Annotated in this window: 19 protein-coding genes and 1 riboswitch; of the genes, 13 read left to right on the forward strand and 6 right to left on the reverse strand. The window is 48.4% G+C overall.

Translation table 11 applies throughout. The features are described from left to right. Positions 1-31 precede the first annotated feature (31 nt). Positions 32-886: an alpha/beta hydrolase family protein gene (locus FA954_RS03280; protein ID WP_037992987.1), complete on the reverse strand. Its 855-nt coding sequence runs from the start codon at positions 884-886 to the stop codon at positions 32-34. Between the two features lie 74 nt (positions 887-960). After that, positions 961-1,152, forward strand: a riboswitch (cobalamin riboswitch). Between the two features lie 137 nt (positions 1,153-1,289). Here FA954_RS03280 and FA954_RS03285 point away from each other — a divergent pair. The 8 genes from FA954_RS03285 (at position 1,290) to FA954_RS03320 (ending at position 6,725) form a co-directional block, all read left to right on the forward strand. After that, complete coding sequence (locus tag FA954_RS03285; protein ID WP_037992985.1) at positions 1,290-2,246, forward strand: ABC transporter substrate-binding protein; 957 nt, start codon at positions 1,290-1,292, stop codon at positions 2,244-2,246. After that, positions 2,243-3,268 carry a FecCD family ABC transporter permease gene (locus FA954_RS03290; RefSeq protein ID WP_052186589.1) on the forward strand — a complete coding sequence of 342 codons (1,026 nt, stop codon included), beginning with the start codon at positions 2,243-2,245 and terminating at the stop codon, positions 3,266-3,268. The genes FA954_RS03285 and FA954_RS03290 overlap by 4 nt, the downstream gene beginning before the upstream one ends. Positions 3,269-3,281: 13 nt before the next feature. Beyond that, positions 3,282-4,082, forward strand: coding sequence for a heme ABC transporter ATP-binding protein (locus FA954_RS03295; RefSeq protein WP_037992984.1), 801 nt, complete (start codon positions 3,282-3,284; stop codon positions 4,080-4,082). Further along, positions 4,079-4,636, forward strand: coding sequence for a cob(I)yrinic acid a,c-diamide adenosyltransferase (locus tag FA954_RS03300; RefSeq protein ID WP_037992983.1), 558 nt, complete (start codon positions 4,079-4,081; stop codon positions 4,634-4,636). The genes FA954_RS03295 and FA954_RS03300 overlap by 4 nt, the downstream gene beginning before the upstream one ends. 53 nt (positions 4,637-4,689) lie before the next feature. Continuing rightward, positions 4,690-5,046: an arsenate reductase family protein gene (locus FA954_RS03305; RefSeq protein WP_037992981.1), complete on the forward strand. Its 357-nt coding sequence runs from the start codon at positions 4,690-4,692 to the stop codon at positions 5,044-5,046. 96 nt (positions 5,047-5,142) lie between these two features. Next, complete coding sequence (locus FA954_RS03310) at positions 5,143-5,589, forward strand: TlpA family protein disulfide reductase (RefSeq protein WP_231564551.1); 447 nt, start codon at positions 5,143-5,145, stop codon at positions 5,587-5,589. A 16-nt stretch (positions 5,590-5,605) separates the two neighbouring features. After that, positions 5,606-5,995, forward strand: a complete 390-nt coding sequence (gcvH, locus tag FA954_RS03315) for a glycine cleavage system protein GcvH (protein WP_037992979.1) — start codon at positions 5,606-5,608, stop codon at positions 5,993-5,995. A gap of 304 nt (positions 5,996-6,299) precedes the next feature. Further along, on the forward strand, positions 6,300-6,725 hold the full coding sequence (locus FA954_RS03320; RefSeq protein ID WP_037992978.1) for a hypothetical protein: 426 nt from the start codon (positions 6,300-6,302) through the stop codon (positions 6,723-6,725). A 28-nt stretch (positions 6,726-6,753) separates the two neighbouring features. Here FA954_RS03320 and udk read toward each other — a convergent pair whose 3' ends face one another. From udk to FA954_RS13600, 3 genes are all read right to left on the reverse strand, one after another. After that, positions 6,754-7,401, reverse strand: a complete 648-nt coding sequence (udk, locus tag FA954_RS03325; RefSeq protein ID WP_037992976.1) for a uridine kinase — start codon at positions 7,399-7,401, stop codon at positions 6,754-6,756. 163 nt (positions 7,402-7,564) lie between these two features. Beyond that, entirely contained in the window at positions 7,565-9,142 is a 1,578-nt protein-coding gene (gene pckA, locus FA954_RS03330; protein WP_138614860.1) for a phosphoenolpyruvate carboxykinase (ATP), read from the reverse strand. A 180-nt stretch (positions 9,143-9,322) separates the two neighbouring features. After that, entirely contained in the window at positions 9,323-9,463 is a 141-nt protein-coding gene (locus tag FA954_RS13600) for a hypothetical protein (RefSeq protein ID WP_156097692.1), read from the reverse strand. Positions 9,464-9,815: 352 nt separating this feature from the next. Here FA954_RS13600 and FA954_RS03335 point away from each other — a divergent pair, with 352 nt between their 5' ends. Continuing rightward, the gene (locus tag FA954_RS03335; RefSeq protein WP_037992972.1) at positions 9,816-10,190 is read left to right on the forward strand and encodes a S1 RNA-binding domain-containing protein; all 375 of its coding nucleotides are present in this window, start codon (positions 9,816-9,818) and stop codon (positions 10,188-10,190) included. A gap of 93 nt (positions 10,191-10,283) precedes the next feature. On the opposite strand, the gene mnmM is transcribed toward FA954_RS03335, so the two are convergent. Then, positions 10,284-10,856 (reverse strand): tRNA 5-(aminomethyl)-2-thiouridylate-methyltransferase MnmM, encoded by a 573-nt coding sequence (mnmM, locus tag FA954_RS03340; protein ID WP_037992970.1) that lies wholly within the window; start codon positions 10,854-10,856, stop codon positions 10,284-10,286. Beyond that, positions 10,853-11,848: a tRNA modification radical SAM protein MnmL/YtqA gene (gene mnmL / locus FA954_RS03345; protein ID WP_049720542.1), complete on the reverse strand. Its 996-nt coding sequence runs from the start codon at positions 11,846-11,848 to the stop codon at positions 10,853-10,855. The genes mnmM and mnmL overlap by 4 nt, the downstream gene beginning before the upstream one ends. 129 nt (positions 11,849-11,977) lie before the next feature. On the opposite strand from mnmL, the gene FA954_RS03350 reads away from it, so the two are divergent. The 4 genes from FA954_RS03350 to FA954_RS03365 all read left to right on the forward strand — a co-directional run bounded on the left by FA954_RS03350 (position 11,978) and on the right by FA954_RS03365 (position 16,929). Continuing rightward, positions 11,978-12,847 (forward strand): Cof-type HAD-IIB family hydrolase, encoded by an 870-nt coding sequence (locus FA954_RS03350; RefSeq protein WP_175413166.1) that lies wholly within the window; start codon positions 11,978-11,980, stop codon positions 12,845-12,847. A 91-nt stretch (positions 12,848-12,938) separates the two neighbouring features. Next, entirely contained in the window at positions 12,939-14,288 is a 1,350-nt protein-coding gene (locus FA954_RS03355) for a hemolysin family protein (protein ID WP_037992966.1), read from the forward strand. Positions 14,289-14,841: 553 nt separating this feature from the next. Then, the gene (gene pdhA, locus FA954_RS03360; RefSeq protein ID WP_037992965.1) at positions 14,842-15,945 is read left to right on the forward strand and encodes a pyruvate dehydrogenase (acetyl-transferring) E1 component subunit alpha; all 1,104 of its coding nucleotides are present in this window, start codon (positions 14,842-14,844) and stop codon (positions 15,943-15,945) included. Positions 15,946-15,948: 3 nt separating this feature from the next. Continuing rightward, positions 15,949-16,929 (forward strand): alpha-ketoacid dehydrogenase subunit beta, encoded by a 981-nt coding sequence (locus FA954_RS03365; protein ID WP_037992963.1) that lies wholly within the window; start codon positions 15,949-15,951, stop codon positions 16,927-16,929. The last annotated feature ends 43 nt before the right edge of the window (positions 16,930-16,972 follow it).

The raw sequence follows: 16,972 nt of genomic DNA on the forward strand, positions 1-16,972 counted from the left end.
ACCTGCTTTTTACATGATGCACCTGCTATCATTATACCTGTTCAGGAGACAAATGCTTCAGAAAAAAAGAGGAGGTGGTTTGAATCGCCTCTTCCAGCTGCGGAGTCATTTTTTCAAAAGGATGAACCGCACCCATGGTGTGATTGGCCCCTTCGATGAGACGAAGCGTGGCCTTGTCTGCCAGATCAGCCATTTCTTTTGCTCCTTCCATAAATCCGGGGAGATCTTCGGTTCCTTGTACGATGAGCAGAGGAAGATGCAGATCCGGCAGACGTTTTTTGATGTCAAACCGTTCCCGGTTCTGCCGGATGTCATCGATGACTTCCCGGCGGACGGGCAATAGTTGTCCGGTGCGTGCATTGGATATATAACCGATTCCCTTGCGCTTGATGTCGTCCATCACTTCAGGAGCAAAGAAGTCGGCCCGGTGAATGCTGTTCCAAACAGCAACCGCTTTGATCCGATCCGGGTGATCCAAGGCATGGATCAGGCTGTTGCCTCCTCCGCGGCTGTGGCCGAAAAGTCCGATTCGTCCCGGATCGATGGCATCCGCATACGGAAAGTCCCCTTCGCGGACCTTTTGGATTAAAAAGGCCAAATCTTCTTGTTCCCGGCTGAAGGTGTTCAATGAAAATTTCTCCAACTCCGTAAAGTTTTCCAAATCCTCGCCGATTCCATTCATGGAAAAGTTAAACGTGACGGTGACAAAGCCGGCTTCTGCCAGTTTTTCGGCCAATACAGGGAAAAATCCCCAATCTTTGAATCCTTTGAAACCGTGACAAATGAAAAGGACCGGCGCAGGTAGTTGCGGTTTTGGCAAACGGATATCTCCGCGGATGACGCGATTTTCTTTTCCCAAATCAAAAGAAAAAGATTTTTTAAGCAAAGTGTGGTCTCTCCCTTCCGCTGCAGGTCTGAAAATTGAAACCCGTTTTCCTTTCTTTTATAATGATAACGAACGAAGTGAATAGAAGAAAAGGTCTTTCTCCGATGGGAGAAAGGTAATAGGGAAGACCGGTTGGAATCCGGCGCGGCCCCGCCACTGTATTTGGGGAGGACGGCTCTTAATGCCACTGTTTTCGCAAGAAAATGGGAAGGCGAGCCTGACGATGACCCATAAGCCAGGAGACCTGCCTTTTCTGTTTACTTACGTTCTCCTTCGGGGGTGAGGAGAGACGTATGCACTTGGCCCGTTGTGTGTCTCATGCCGGGCTGGTGTTTTGCATGCATGTAACTCCTGTGCCCCGTCAGCACGGGTTTTTTTATTGGCCACAGAGAGGAGTTCAAACATGAAACGATTCAAGTGGAAAGTTCTTTTCCTGGGGATCGCACTTCTGGTCTTGATCGGCGGAATTGCCGGTTGTTCCCCGCAAAACCTGGATGATTCAGCCGTGCAATACGGGCCGATGCAAGACAGAAGCGTCCATTATCCGCTGACCGTAAAAGATCAGACGGGCAATCTGGTTCAGATTGAAAAAGAGCCACAGCGTATCGTATCCCTGATGCCGAGCAACACGGAGCTTTTATTCGCACTGGGAGCAGGAAAGCAAGTGGTCGGAGTAACCGATCAGGATGATTATCCGGAGGAAGTCAAAAATTTGCCCAAAGTCAGTGCATTCCAAATCAATGCGGAACAAGTGGTGGCTTTAAAGCCGGATCTGGTTGTGGCAAGTTCCGGAAATGAAAAAGAAGTTCTGGATCAATTGAAAAAAATGGGGATTCCCGTGTTGGTGGCCGATCCCCAAAGCACCAAAGAGATTTATGAGGCCATTGTCATCTTGTCGCAGGCAACCAATCATCTAAAAGAGGCGGATCAATTGGTTGCCAAAATGGAAAAACAATTGCGGACGGTTTATGCCAAGGTGGCTCAAGTTCCGGAAGAAAAACGGGTGAAAGTGTGGATTGAATTGGACGACAACTTGTATACGGTCGGGGGAGACACCTTTATGAATGAATTGTTCCAATTGGCCGGCGGAAAAAATGTGGCGCAAGGGCTGAAAGGATGGCCCAAAGTTTCTCCGGAACAAGTGGTGAAATGGAATCCGGATGTGATTGTTTCGTTGCATGGCAATATCGAAGAAATTAAGAAAAGGGCAGGCTGGCAATCCATCCGTGCCATTCAGGAAGGCCGGGTCTACGCACTGGATCCGGATTTGTTGAGCCGTCCCGGGCCGCGCGTTTACGAAGGGGTCAAACAATTGGCTGAAACATTGTATCCTGACAGGTTTGGTGAGAGTGCCCGATGACGATCGGAAGAAGGAAGTGGTTGTGGGGAGGAGGGTTGTTGGTTGCCCTGATTCTCTCCGTTTCCCTGGGGGTTTTTCTGGGAAGCACGGATGTCGGATTTTGGACGGTGTGGAAAGTTATTTTGCAACATACCGGTTTGGCGGACGGGTTGAACATGGATGAAGCCGATGCCGCTATTATTTGGGAGTTGCGGCTTCCCCGGGTGTTGTTGGTGGGTTTGGTCGGAGCTTGTCTGGCGACGGCCGGAGTGATTTATCAGGGATTGCTCAAAAATCATTTGGCGGACCCGTATATCCTGGGGGTGTCCTCCGGTGCGGCTGTCGGAGCGGCTTTGGTTATCATCACCGGCTGGGGGGACCGGTCCGGTTGGATGCTTCCTCTTTTTGCTTTTCTGGGCGCTTGTCTGGCACTTTTGTTGGTGCTTCAGCTTGGGAGAGGACGGAGAGCATCGCAGGCGAGTTCATTAATTCTGGCCGGCGTGGTGGTCCAAGCGTTTTTCAGTGCGGTGTTGACTTTGGCCATTTCGACTTCCCCGGAGGAAATGCAGCGGATTCAGTTTTGGCTGATGGGCAGTTTTGCTTTTCGCGGGTGGCAACACATCGGTTTGCTGTTGCCATTTTTTCTCATCGGCTTTCTCGTTTGCTGGCGGTTTTCACGGGAGCTGAATTTGATGGTGTTGGGAGAAAGATCGGCTCACCATCTGGGTATTCATGTGGAAAAAATGCGGATATTTTTATTGATCATTGTTTCCCTGATGACCAGTGCGGCTGTTTCCGTTTCGGGAATGATTGGCTTTGTCGGATTGGTGGTCCCCCACATCATGCGCATGTTGACGGGGGCGGATCATCGGTATTTGCTTCCCTTGTCGGCGCTGTTCGGGGCTTCCTTTCTCATTTGGGCCGACGGGTTGTCCCGGATTGTGCTGGCACCCCGGGAACTCCCGATTGGTGTGGTGACAGCCTTTGTGGGGGCTCCTTTTTTCGCGGGCATTTTGCGCAGACATCAGAGAAGTCAGGGATGAAAGGAGACAAACGATGTTAAAAGCGGCCGGACTGGCGAAAAAGATGGGGCAACGCTGGGTGTTGAAAGAGATTTCTTTTCAAGTCAAACCAGGAGAAATGTTGGGCATCATCGGTCCGAACGGAAGCGGAAAGAGCACATTGCTGCGCCTTCTCACCGGGGAGGATGCTCCCGATGCCGGCAAGGTTTGGTTGGATGATAAGCCGCTTGAATCGTATCCGCTCAAAGAAAGAGCCAAAAAATGGGCGGTATTGACGCAGGAACAGGTTTCGGATCTTTCATTCACGGCTGAAGAAGTTGTTTTGATGGGACGTTATCCCTACCGCCGCCGCTTTTTCGGACAGACCGGGGAAGACCGGCGGGTGGTGGACCGGATCATGCGGGAAACGCAGGTTTACCCGGTCAGACACCGTCCGGTTTCTGAATTGAGCGGAGGGGAACGGCAACGGGTATCCATCGCCCGGGTGATGTCGCAGGAGCCCCGGTTGCTGATATTGGATGAACCAACCACTTATTTGGACATTCATTATCAACTTGCGGTGCTGGACCGGCTGAAAAACTGGCAAAAGACGTACGGATTGACAGTGATTGTGGTCCTGCATGATTTAAACCTGGCCGCCCAATATTGCGATGCACTGCTGGTGCTGAAAGACGGAAAGCTGGTAAGAACCGGAACGGCGTGGGAGGTGATCGAGCCCGGCCTCGTTGAAGAAGTATATGGTGTCAAGCCGGTTGTCATTGATCATCCGACCCTCCATGTTCCGCAAATTCTTTTAACATCCGCCAGGGGTGTTGATCAGGAGGAGATATCATGAAAATTTACACCCGTAAGGGAGATGAAGGAAAAACCAGTGTGATCGGCGGACGTGTGGATAAAGATGACATCCGCGTGGAAGCCTATGGAACCGTCGATGAGCTGAATGCGTTTGTCGGTGATGCCATCACCCGGTTGGATGACGAAAAGTTTTCCGATCTGATCCGGCATTTGACCGAAATTCAACATGAATTGTTTGATGCCGGAGCCGACCTGGCACAGGCGGGGGAAAAGCGGCAATATAAGGTGAATGCGGAGATGGTCCGTCGCCTTGAAAACTGGATTGATCATTATGAGGAAGAGTGCCCGGCGTTAAAACGGTTTATTTTGCCGGGTGGAACCCGGGGAGCCGCCGCTTTGCACATTTGCCGCGTGCTGGCGCGCCGTGCTGAACGCATGGTGGTGACATTGTGCCGTGAACAAGAGACCAATGAGGAAGTCCGCCGCTACTTAAACCGTTTGTCCGACTTTTTCTTTGTCGCGGCAAGGGTGGCCAATGTGAGGGAAAATGTGGCGGATGTGGAATATAAAAGAGGCGGCCAAGTGTTCAAATAATTTTATTCAGGATAGAATAAGAAATAATGATGTCCACATAAGGAGGGCTGAAATTGGCACTGAAAATGTACTGGTATCCGAAATGCGGGACGTGCCGTAAGGCCAAGAAATTTTTGGAGGAACACGGCGTGCGTTTCACCGAGCAAAACATCGTCGAAAACCCTCCTTCCCGGGATGAATTGGCACAGTTTGTTTCCAAAAGCGGACTGCCCGTCAAAAAGTTTTTCAATACCAGCGGCAAGAAATACCGTGAACTTGGATTGTCCAAAAAGCTGAAAGAGATGAGTGAAGAAGAGCAGTTGGATCTTTTGGCATCGGACGGGATGCTGATCAAGCGCCCGGTCATTACCGACGGGAACCAGGTCACGGTTGGTTTTAAAGAAGAAGAGTTCAAAGAAAAATGGCTGTAATGTTTCATTCGGTCTTAAAAAAGTTTACGGGCAAGCAAGCCGGAAGGCCTGACAATGTGTCGGGCCTTTATTCATACGGAACGGGAGGAATGGCACATGGTTCTGCGGTTGCGGACGGCATTGCCGGACATCGGCGGCGTCACGGAATGGGTGAATCAAGAGGTTTCAAACGACGAGCTCACGGGACAACCCGTGCTGGTTCATTTCTGGTCCGTCAGTTGCGAGTTGTGCAAAATGGGGTTTAAAGAATTGAACAAACTGCGGGAAGAACATCCGCATGTGGAATTTATAGGTATTCATGTCCCGCGTTCGGAAAAAGATACAGATGTAGACGCGGTGAAAGAAACTATCGTAAAATATGAATTGAAACATCCTCAAGGGATCGATAACAAGCATGCTGTTGTGGATGCCTTTGAGAATGAGTATGTACCGGCATTTTACTTATTCGATGCCAAAGGTCAATTAAGACACCGTTTCGCCGGCGCCAAGGCATTGTCCATGTTAAAGCGCCCGCTGGAACGGATGTCGGGAGAAATTCAATAACGGAGGGAATCGAACAATGAACGTGCCAAAAGAACTGCGGTATTCCAAAGAACATGAATGGGTGGAAACTTTGGAAGACAACAAAGTTCGCATCGGGATTACGGACTTTGCCCAAAACCAGTTAGGAGACATTGTTTTTGTGGAATTGCCTGAGGCAGGACAGGAACTGGCTGCCGAAGAATCGTTTGGCAGTGTCGAATCCGTGAAAACGGTTTCGGAACTTTATGCTCCGGTCAGCGGAAAAGTTCTTGAGGTTAACAGCGGACTGGAAGATTCGCCGGAAAATGTGAATGAATCCCCTTATGGAGACGGTTGGATGATCGTGTTGGAAATGTCCGATCCCTCCGAACTGGAGAAATTGTTGGATGCAAGCCAATATGAAGCGATGGTCAGTGAAGAAGACTGATTCTTAATGTGCCGTCACGGCCTGATTTGTCCTCCTGAAGGAAAATCTCGGTGAAAAAGAGATTTTTTACAGGAGGATATTTTTGTGCTTTCCGGCGGCCCGGGCGGCCCCTTCCCCGGATCAGGAGATTTTTAAAAGTGAAGATTTTCGGTGAACAGAAAAAATTGTCATGTTTTTTCTTTGTATAAATATGTTTGGATAATAGTGATTTGTGATAAAATATGTATAAGACGCCTTATCCTTTATAAAACCGAATCGCACCAGGATATGTCGCCGATCATGAGTGGGACAGGGGGGATCGCAGATGAGTTATTGTTGTGGCGCATCAACCATCGGATTTATCGGATCGTATCGTTCAGAGTCCGTCATGGTTCATAAGGTGCCACTGATGTACTGTCCGGTTTGCCATGACGTTCAAGTTCATCCATCGGTGAGAGAAGAGTTCGAGCTAGTGGTGGAGTACGCTCGGGAAGATCGCGTAAGAGAAGTCACCCTCCGAGATACCATTACCCCCGAAATGATCGCTGAATGGAAAGAATATGGCGTAAGTTTTCAAGAGTCTGAAGACTTTGAACCCATCTTGCGCGAACAAATTGATCATTCACTTGACTTGTTGAGAGTATCAAAAGTATTAAATGATAAAGAGTGGGGCGAAGAATTGAAGCATCGTCTCCACGTGTTAAGCGATCAGCTGAAAGAGCTCGAAGAGCAGAAAGAAGAAAGCAAATAAGAAATCCAGCCTAGGTCGTGAATGCGATCTAGGCTTTTTTATTGGAAAAGGAAGGAGCTTTTTGCAAATAAGTCCGGATTTGATTGAGCAAAAGATTGATGGCCACCTGATTGTGCCCTCCTTCAGGAATGATGATGTCGGCATAACGTTTGCTCGGTTCGATGAATTGCATGTGCATCGGACGCACAACGGTCAGATACTGGTTGATCACCGAATCCAGATCTCTTCCTCTTTCTTTGATGTCGCGGTCAATTCTTCTTAAAATCCGGACATCCGCATCCGTGTCAACAAAAATTTTGATATCCATCAGATTGCGCAAACGTTCATCTTCCAAAATCAAAATGCCTTCCAAGATGATGACATCTTTGGGCTCGAGATGTACGGATTCTTTTGCCCGGGTGTGCCGTGCATAATCATAAACGGGTTTTTGAACCGGTTGGTAGGTTTTCAGCTGAAGGAGATGTTGATACAACAAATCGTTGTCAAAGGCCAAAGGATGGTCGTAATTGGTTTTGATGCGTTCTTCAAAAGGCAAATGGGATTGATCTTTATAATAAGAATCTTGTTCCAGATAAACCACGGATTCCGAAAACTGTTCCACCAGTTTTTTGGCAATGGTCGTTTTGCCTGAACCGGTTCCTCCTGCAACACCGATAATGACAGGTTTTGTTGACATGACTGAGCTTCCTTTCTTTCGTCCAAGCTTCACCTTTGCTGATCATACCAATAGATTACATTGATTTCAACAGATAACAGGATGTCAAAAAATATAAAATAAGCGTTTTTGTTAATAAAAAAAACAGCTCTTGAAAAATAAGAGCTGTTTTTAAAAGAAAAGTTCAGAGCCGGGGGCCGGCGTTACGAATTTTATCCTTGATATTTTTAAATTTCGCGAAATGGGTGTGGAACCGACGGGACAATTCCCGTGCTTTTTCGTCATAAGCTTTTGGATCGTCCCAAGTGTTGCGCGGATTCAATATTTCATCCGGGACGTTCGGGCAGGTTTTGGGCATGGACAAACCAAAAATGGGATCCGTTTCATAATCCGCTTTTTTCAGTTCCCCGGAAATGGCGGCACGGACCATGGCGCGCGTATATTTCAAATCCATGCGTTTGCCGGTTCCATAAGGCCCGCCGGTCCAGCCGGTGTTGACCAAGTAAACATCGACTTGGTGTTTGTCAATTTTTTCGCCCAACATTTCCGCGTAAACCGATGCTGGGCGGGGCAGGAACGGAGCGCCGAAACATGTGGAAAAAGTGGCTTCCGGCTCCGTGATTCCCCGCTCGGTTCCGGCCAGCTTGCTCGTATAGCCGGACAAGAAATGATACATGGCTTGCTCCGGCGTCAACTTGGAAATCGGGGGCAATACTCCAAAAGCATCCGCCGTTAAAAAGAGAATGACTTTCGGGTGTCCGGCGATCCCCGGAATGACTGATCCAGAAATATGATGAATGGGATAAGCGGCGCGTGTGTTTTCGGTTAACGAAGCGTCCTCGTAATCGGGAACCCCGTCTTGATCCACCACGACATTTTCCAGAACGGAGCCAAAGCGGATGGCACGGTAGATTTGCGGCTCTTTTTCTTCGGTAAGGCCGATGCATTTGGCGTAGCAACCGCCTTCCATGTTAAACACCCCTTGGTCGGACCAGCCGTGCTCGTCATCTCCGATCAACGAGCGTTCAGGGTCTGCGGACAACGTTGTTTTTCCGGTTCCCGACAGTCCGAAAAAGAGGGCCACGTCTCCTTCCTTCCCGATGTTTGCAGAGCAATGCATCGGCAGCACACCATGTTCCGGCAGCAAGTAATTCATGACACTGAATATGGATTTTTTCATTTCCCCTGCATAACGGGTTCCGGCAATGATCACCATTTTGTGCTCAAAGCTGACGGCAATCACCGTTTCGGACCGGGTTCCGTCCGATTTCGGATCGGCTTTGAAGTCCGGGGCACAAACCACGGTGAATTCCGGCTCGTGCGTTTCCAGTTCTTCTTTTGAAGGGCGAATAAAAAGCTGATGTACGAACAGGTTTTGCCAGGCATACTCATTGATGACCCGGATCGCAAGGCGGTAAGCGGGGTCTGCGCCGGCAAAACCGTCAAAAATGTAGAGTTCTTTTTCTGCCAGATAGGTTTGTAACCGTTTTAATAAACGTTCAAACTTCTCCGGTTCCATGGGTTGATTGACGCTTCCCCAGTCGATGTGTCCATCGACGGAAGGTTCCTGAACGATGAATTTGTCTTTGGGTGAACGTCCGGTAAAAGCCCCTGTGGTTGCGCAAATGGCGCCGGATTCTGTCAAAACGGCTTCTTTTCTCAAGATGGCGTGTTCCACCAATTGGCTGACAGGGAGGTTGATGTGCAATTTTCCCCCGAGGTGAAGAGAAGGTTCATTTTTCGTCGGGATAACCATGCTCATATTTACATCCACCTTTTAATGAGATTCCGAATCGATTGTGATATATTAAATCACCGATTAGTATAACATAATTATCCGGATAAGGTGAATAGGATCATTTATTTTTTTGGTAAGGAACAAAAAAAGAAGAACCCGGTACAGGGGTTCTCCTTTTTTGAGAAGGATTCGGCTGGGAATGGTTTATTTTGAATGATGATTGTTTTCGTTTTTCAAATGGGTTTTGGTTGCTTCCCGAACCACCCGGATCGCTTTTCTTTCTTCCGCCTGATCTTTCTTTGCCTTTTCCTCAATGATTTTCACGTCATTCACCGAATGATGCACAAAAGTAGCCTCCCAACAATAAAGTTTGCGCGGCACGGGTTTTTCATGGAGGATGTTGCCGCTTCATCCCCGCCTCAGGTCTGTCCAACAGAATCAGAAAGGGATTATACAATCACATATCCTTTCAAATTCCCTTATAAGAAAAATATTAAACTAAGAAACAGGTGGGAAATCAAGTGCATATTTTGCCATGGTTTTGTGTATATTTTAAAGGCAAAGGTTTGGATCTGTGGAGACAAGGAGATAAATAAAACAAGCGCATCATCGGGTGCGAAGACATTTTTACCCATTGACTTTTACGAAAATAAATGGTACTTTTGTACAGAATTAATTACACTTCGGGAGTGTTATAATGAGCGTGTTAAAGGAAGGGGCCGTCGTAGAAGGGGAAGTGGTTACCACCAAACCGTTCGGCGCATTTGTCAAACTGGAATCCGGAGAAACGGGTTTGGTTCACATTTCTCAAATCTCGACAAAATATGTGGAAAAAGTTGAAGATGAGTTGCAAGTAGGTGCAAAAGTTAAAGCGAAAGTGCTTTCTATTGATCCTTCAGGAAAAATCTCCTTGTCAATAAAAGCGCTCCAGGCGGATCGTCCGCGTGATCGAAGAGGAGGACGGTCCGGTCGAAGAAGTTCGACGGACTTCGAAGACATGATGAAGAAATGGATGAAAAGCAGCGAAGAACGACTGAGTGCCCTTGCAGCCAAGCAAAGAAAAAACCGATAATGTTTCATAAATCAGCAATCAAACATCTTCCAGGAAGCCGGGAAGATGTTTTTATTATAAAAAGACGGATCGCCGGAGCGGGGATCCGTCTTTTTATGACCGTTTTTCGATCATCAGCAATGAAGGGGACCGGTCCCGGTTGATCATCTGTTGCCACATGACTTGAAAAGAACGGGGGGACAAGCCGGAAGCCCACTCAATGACGTGACCGGCTTCTTCTTGTCCGCCCGGATGGCCGGTGTACAGAGCTGCAATCAGCAGTCCGCCGGATGTTAAAAATTGGAGGGCCTGTTGCATGGCTCGGACGGTGGTGTCGGGACGGGTGATGATCGTTTTGTCCCCGTGCGGGAGATAGCCCAGATTAAACATCACGACTTGGACCTTTCCCAAGAGTTTTTCCGGCAACACTTCGTGCATTTGATCATGGCTTTTTTGGAACAATGTGACTTGACGATGTGCATTTTCCGCCAAGAGACGCCGGTGGGTCTTTTGGATGGCTTGTTCTTGAATGTCAAAGCCGAAGACTTGTCCGTCCGGTCCGACTTGCCTGGCCAAAAACAAGGTGTCATGGCCGTTTCCCGTTGTGGCATCGATGGCCGTCCCGCCGGGAGTTAATGCTTCGGACGCCCATTGGTGGGCACTTTGCAAGATGGATGGAAGAATCATGCTTTTCCTCCTGACATGGATGTGGAAGGCGTCAGCGGCTTGCGCGGTTTGGCTTTTTTTCCCTGCCATGCGTTGCGCTTTTTCAATTCGGCGTCAATGGCATTGAGCACGCTCCATTTGTTGGTGCTCCACATCGGGCCGATCAATAAGTCCGGGGGCCCGTCGCCCGTCAACCGGTGAATGACGATGTCGGGTGGGAGAAGTTCCAGGGAATCGGCGATCAAACTTATATATTGATCTTTTTCCAAAAACCGGATGAGCCCGGCTTCATATTGCTTCGCCATCGGCGTGTTTTTTAATACATGCAGCAAATGGATTTTGATCCCTTGGATATCCATGTCAGCGCAAGCTTTGACGGTTTCCAGCATCATTTCTTCGGTTTCGCCCGGCAGGCCGTGAATGATATGGGCACAGACACGGATTCCGTGTTTCCTCAGTTTATCCACGGCCTCCAGAAAACAGGCGAAGTCATGTCCGCGGTTGATCCTTTTGGCCGTTTCATCATGGATGGTTTGCAATCCCAACTCCACCCACAAATAAGACCGTTCGTTGAGTTCTTTCAGATACTCCACCACATCATCCGGCAGGCAGTCCGGCCGTGTTGCGATGTTTAAGCCGACAACGCCCGGTTGTTCCAAAATGATTTCATACATATTTTTCAATGTTTCCACGGGGGCATAGGTGTTGGTGAAAGCTTGAAAATAGCCAAGGTATTTGGCTTCCGGCCATTTTTGATGCATCCGCGTTTTGACTTCGTGAAATTGTTTTAATAAATTATCACGCCGGTTTCCGGCAAAATCCCCGGAGCCGCGTGCACTGCAAAACGTGCATCCGCCGACGGCCACGGTTCCGTCCCGGTTGGGACAAGTAAATCCGCCGTCCAACGCCACCTTAAACACTTTTTGCCCAAAAACCCGGCGCAAATGGTGATTCCATGTGTGATATCGTTTTTCTCCCCAACGGGAAGGGGTTTTGCATTTATTGTTTTTCATGGTATCATCCTTGTGTTTTGTCTGCTGTCAAATTCCATTGACCATTATACATGATTTGGTTCAGGATGGTTAAGGGATGGTTGGTTGGGGTAAGAAATGATTTGTCAGCATCGGGAAGGAGTGGGGAACATGGTTCAAATGATTGCAACAGATATGGATGGAACATTATTGAATCACGAAGGGAAGATCAGTCCGGAAAATCAAAAGGCGTTGCGTTTGGCCCGGGAAAAAGGGATTTTGGTGGTCATTGCAACCGGGCGTTCGTACCAAGGCGCCGTCACGGTTCTCGAGGAAGCCGGCCTCCGATTGCCTTTGATCCATTTGAACGGCGCTTGCATCCGGTCGGAAAAAGGGATGATTCTCCGGGAGATTTCTCTGGATGTAAATCAAGTCCGGAAGCTGCATGAAGCCTTCCGGGCAGCGGGGATTTATCATGAGCTGTACACCTCCGGCGGGATTTACTGCAATCGCGACGGATTTCAAAATCTAAAAGGAGAGCTGGACCGGCTTCAAATCGATCGTTCGAAGGTTCAGGACTGGATTCGGGATTTGGCCAAAAAACAATTTCGCACGACGGAAATTTGCGATCGGTATTATGAAGATGTGATGGAGGAAGCGAAATCCCCCGTCTTTAAAGTCCTGGCTTTTTCGTTGATGGAAGAAAAACTGGCCGAAGCGCGCGAAAAAGCAAAATCGGTTGCCGGGGTTTGTGTGACCAGCTCGAACGGGCAAAATATCGAAATCAATCATCCCGAAGCGCAAAAAGGGATCGCAGTGGAGTTTTTCGCCCGGCTGCATGGGATTCCGATGGAACGAGTCATGGTCCTGGGCGATCAATTCAATGATCTTTCCATGATGAAACGGGCCGGCGTCAGTGTGGCGATGGGAAATGCGGACGAAGAAGTGAAAAAAGCCTGCCGTTATGTCACACGCACCAATGATGAACACGGGGTGGCCTACGCGATTCAAACCTGGGCCGGCATTGAAGCGGTGGTATAGAGGGGGAAAACTCTTTGTGGGCCGGAATACGGTCTCATAAAGAGTTTTTTTGCTATAATAAGAACGAGAACGCTTTAGGGGGCATTGACAATTGGAAGATCCTGACAGTTGGTGGGTGCTTGGAGTCGTTCTTTTATTGGTGCTGTTTAATTCCGTTTTTGTTGCAGCAGAGCTTATGGTGCGTCATACGCCGGCAAAGAAGAGGCTGGAAATGTCGTTGAAAAGGTTGGATATCCACCAATATGTTTCTGCCGCGCAACTCGGGATGACGGTATCCTCTCTCGGTTTGGGATGGATGGGCGGATCTTTTTTGTTTCAATGGATGGAATCCGGGCTGAACCGTTTCGGCCTGTCAGACGGAGCCGTTCAGATCATTGCTTTTTTCTTGGTTTTTTTGTTGTTGACATTGTTGCATGCGGTTTTTGGCGAGATCTTTCCGAAGCTTTTTGCTCTTTCCAAACCGGAAAATTTAATGTGCTTTTTGACGCCTTGGGTGCTTGGCTGTTACCATGTATTTCGTCCGGTTGTCCAAATTTTGCGGCAATTGACCGTTTTCCTCTCGCGGAAACTGGGAATGGATGCAGGCGAGCAAAGGGTTCCATCGGAAAAAGAGATCCGGCAATCGCTGGAGCAAAGCTATCAACACGGGGTGATTGATCAAACCGCTTTTGCTCTGGTGGATAATGTCTTTGCATTGGTTGACCGTGTCGTGAGGGAAGTGATGGTTCCCCGGGTGGAAATGGTCTGCCTGTATAAAGGGCAATCGAAACAGGAGATGTTTCAGACGATCCGGCAGTCAAGCCACATGTGGTTTCCTTATTGCGGGAAAGACAAAGATGAGATTCTCGGCGTGATCCACATCAAAGACGTGTTTGAAAAGATGAGGGAAGGCGATGACTTTTCCGTCAGGGATTTGGTTCGTCCGGCGATGTTTGTGCCCGAGACGATGGAGCTCAAAGCCATGCTTCGCCTTTTTCGGCAGGAAAACATCAGACTGGCGGTGGTCATCGACGAATTTGGTGGAACCTCCGGACTGGTCACAATGGAAGACATCATGAATATGATGCTGAAAGAGATTCCCCGTCCGTTGCCTGAAGAAAGGCAACCGCTGTCCGGTTCAATCAAGATGGAGATCGATCCGGGATGGTTGATCGACGAGGTGAATCAGGTTTTTCATTGTCATATTCAGGACGATCACAATGACACCATCGGCGGATGGCTTTTCTCCCGGTTGGAGAAAGCGCCTGAAGTCGGAGACCAAGTCGCCTTTTCCCATTTGTTGTTTCGGGTGAAACAAGTGGATCATTTGCGGATTAGTAAAATAGAAGTGTCACTTCATAAAAGGCATGCATGGATACCGGAAGCAGAGCGGACCGGGGAGATTCGTTTTTCGGAACCGGTCAAATGGGAAAATGTCATGCCGCAATTTTCGGAACACTGAAAGGCCTGGACAAATTTCCAGGCCTTTTGGTGTTGTTTTTGTATGTATATCTGACGGTCTGAGATGAATTGCTGTGATTTCTGTTCTGAGTCAAGAGGTTTGGCTGATGGGCGGGTCCGCTTCCAAAAAAGCGCACATGAAACGTCACCTCTTCGTTTAAAAATTTAATGGATTATTATTCAGAGAATCAAAAACCTTTCTATAGAATGTACCATTTTTTAATTTAATTATAAAGGGATTTATTTCTTGAATATTTAATATCATCAATTGTTTTTTGATGAACATGAAATGCATCCGGGAACATGCATGGAGCGTGTTTGTGGATGGGTAAGATAAGGAAAGTACAAAATGATGCTCTTGAGCGATTGACAAATTTGCTGTGAGTTGTATTATTGAGGAAAGGCCATTTGTTTCAAAGCAAAAAAGTTAATAAAATCAATTGCTTTCCCTTGATTATTTTTGTTGTTATAAAACAGAATAAAAAAATGGGTGTAACAGTGAAACGCTTTCACTGATTGGTTTTTTGAGACTAATTCAAAGAGGTGAATGAATCATGGCAAAAACAAAACAAGCTGCCGTCTTTGGCAAAGCGGAAGTCAGCCTGAAACCGTTAGAGCCGTTTGCCATCCTTTCTCCGGAAGGGGAAGTGATCAATGAAGAACACATGCCGGAGTTAAGCGATGAACAGTTGAGAGAATTAATGAGAAGAATGGTCTTTACCCGTACATGGGATCAGCGTGCGGTCAGCCTCGCCCGCCAAGGACGCCTGGGGTTCTACGCGCCGGTTTCCGGGCAGGAAGCCACGATGATTGGAAGCGAATACGCTTTGAATAAAGATGATTTTATTTTGCCGGGTTACCGGGATATCCCGCAAATTTACTGGCATGGCTATCCGATGTACCAAGGGTTCCTGTGGTCCCGCGGCCATCAGCACGGCGGGGAAATTCCGGAAGATGTGCACGTCCTGGTTCCCCAAATCATTATCGGGGCGCAATATGTGCAAACATCCGGTGTGGCCATGGCGTTTAAACGCCGCGGGGAAAAACGCGTTGCCATCACCTTCACCGGTGACGGAGGAAGTTCCCAAGGGGATTTCTATGAAGCAATGAACTTTGCCGGCGCTTATCAATTGCCCGCCATTTTTGTCGTGCAAAATAACGGTTATGCAATCTCCACACCGTTCCGCAAACAAACAGCGGCAAAATCCGTCGCACAAAAAGGGGTCGCTGCCGGTATTCGCAGCGTGCAAGTGGACGGAATGGACGTCCTGGCCGTGTACCGTGTGGTGAAAGATGCCGCCGACCGTGCCCGCAACGGTGAAGGACCGACCTTGATCGAGGCCATCAACTACCGTCTCGGAGCGCACTCCATGTCCGGTGACGATCCGTCCCGTTACCGTCCGGAAGATGAACCGGGACAATATGAAAAAATCGAGCCGTTGGTTCGTTTCCGCAAATACTTGCAATCTAAAGGACTGTGGACGGAAGAAGACGAAAACCAAGTGATTGAGGAAGCAAAACAAACCGTTTCCGAAGAAATTAAAAAAGCGGATAAATATGAGAAAATGACCATTTCTGGTTTGATTGACTCCATGTTTGAAGTCACGCCTCCGAACCTTGAAAGACAAAAAGCGGAATATACAAAGGAGGGGAAATAAGCCATGCCACAAATGACAATGGTAAAAGCAATTAATGATGCACTTCGTGTCGAGTTAAAACGGGACCCGAACGTACTCTTGTTTGGGGAAGACGTGGGGAAAAACGGCGGTGTGTTCCGTGTCAGTGACGGATTGCAAAAAGAATTCGGGGAAGATCGCGTCTTTGATACACCGCTTGCCGAATCCGGAATCGGCGGTTTGGCAGTCGGTCTTGCCAGCCAAGGATTCCGTCCGGTTGCTGAAATCCAATTTATCGGTTTTATCTTTGAAGCCATGGATTCGATTTGTGTACAAGCTCCCCGCTTGCGTTACCGGACCGGCGGCCGTTTTCATGCCCCGATCGTGTTCCGCGCACCGCTTGGCGGAGGAGTAAAACCGCCGGAACTTCACGGGGATCCGTTGGAAGGATTGCTCACCCAAACACCAGGGTTGAAAGTGGTTATGCCTTCCAATCCGTATGATGCCAAAGGATTGATGATTTCGGCCATTCGGGACAATGACCCGGTATTCTTCCTGGAACACTTGAAACTTTACTTCTCGCAAAAAGCAGACGTTCCGGAAGGGGAATACACCGTTCCGATCGGTAAAGCCAACGTGGTTCGGGAAGGTTCCGATGTCACGGTGATCACGTACGGTGCCATGGTTCATACATCCTTGAAAGCGGCAGAGCAACTGGAAAAAGAACGCGGAACCAAAGTGGAAGTGATCGATCTTCGCACGCTCAGCCCGCTGGATACCGAAACCATCATCCAATCGGTGGAAAAAACGGGACGTGCCGTGGTGGTACAGGAAGCTCAAAGATCTTCCGGAATTGCGGCAGAAGTGATTGCTCAAATCAATGAACATGCCATCTTGAAACTGGAAGCACCGGTCAAACGGATTGCTCCTCCGGATACCGTCATCGCATTCCCGATGATCGAAGACCAGTGGATTCCGGATGTCAAACGCGTGGTGGAAGGAATTACCGAAGTACTCGACTTCTGATTGTAAAAAAGTGTGCCGGAAAGACACATACCGATGGATGCGG

Origin of the sequence: Thermoactinomyces vulgaris, from assembly GCF_005886755.1 — a bacterium.
GTDB lineage: Bacteria > Bacillota > Bacilli > Thermoactinomycetales > Thermoactinomycetaceae > Thermoactinomyces > Thermoactinomyces vulgaris.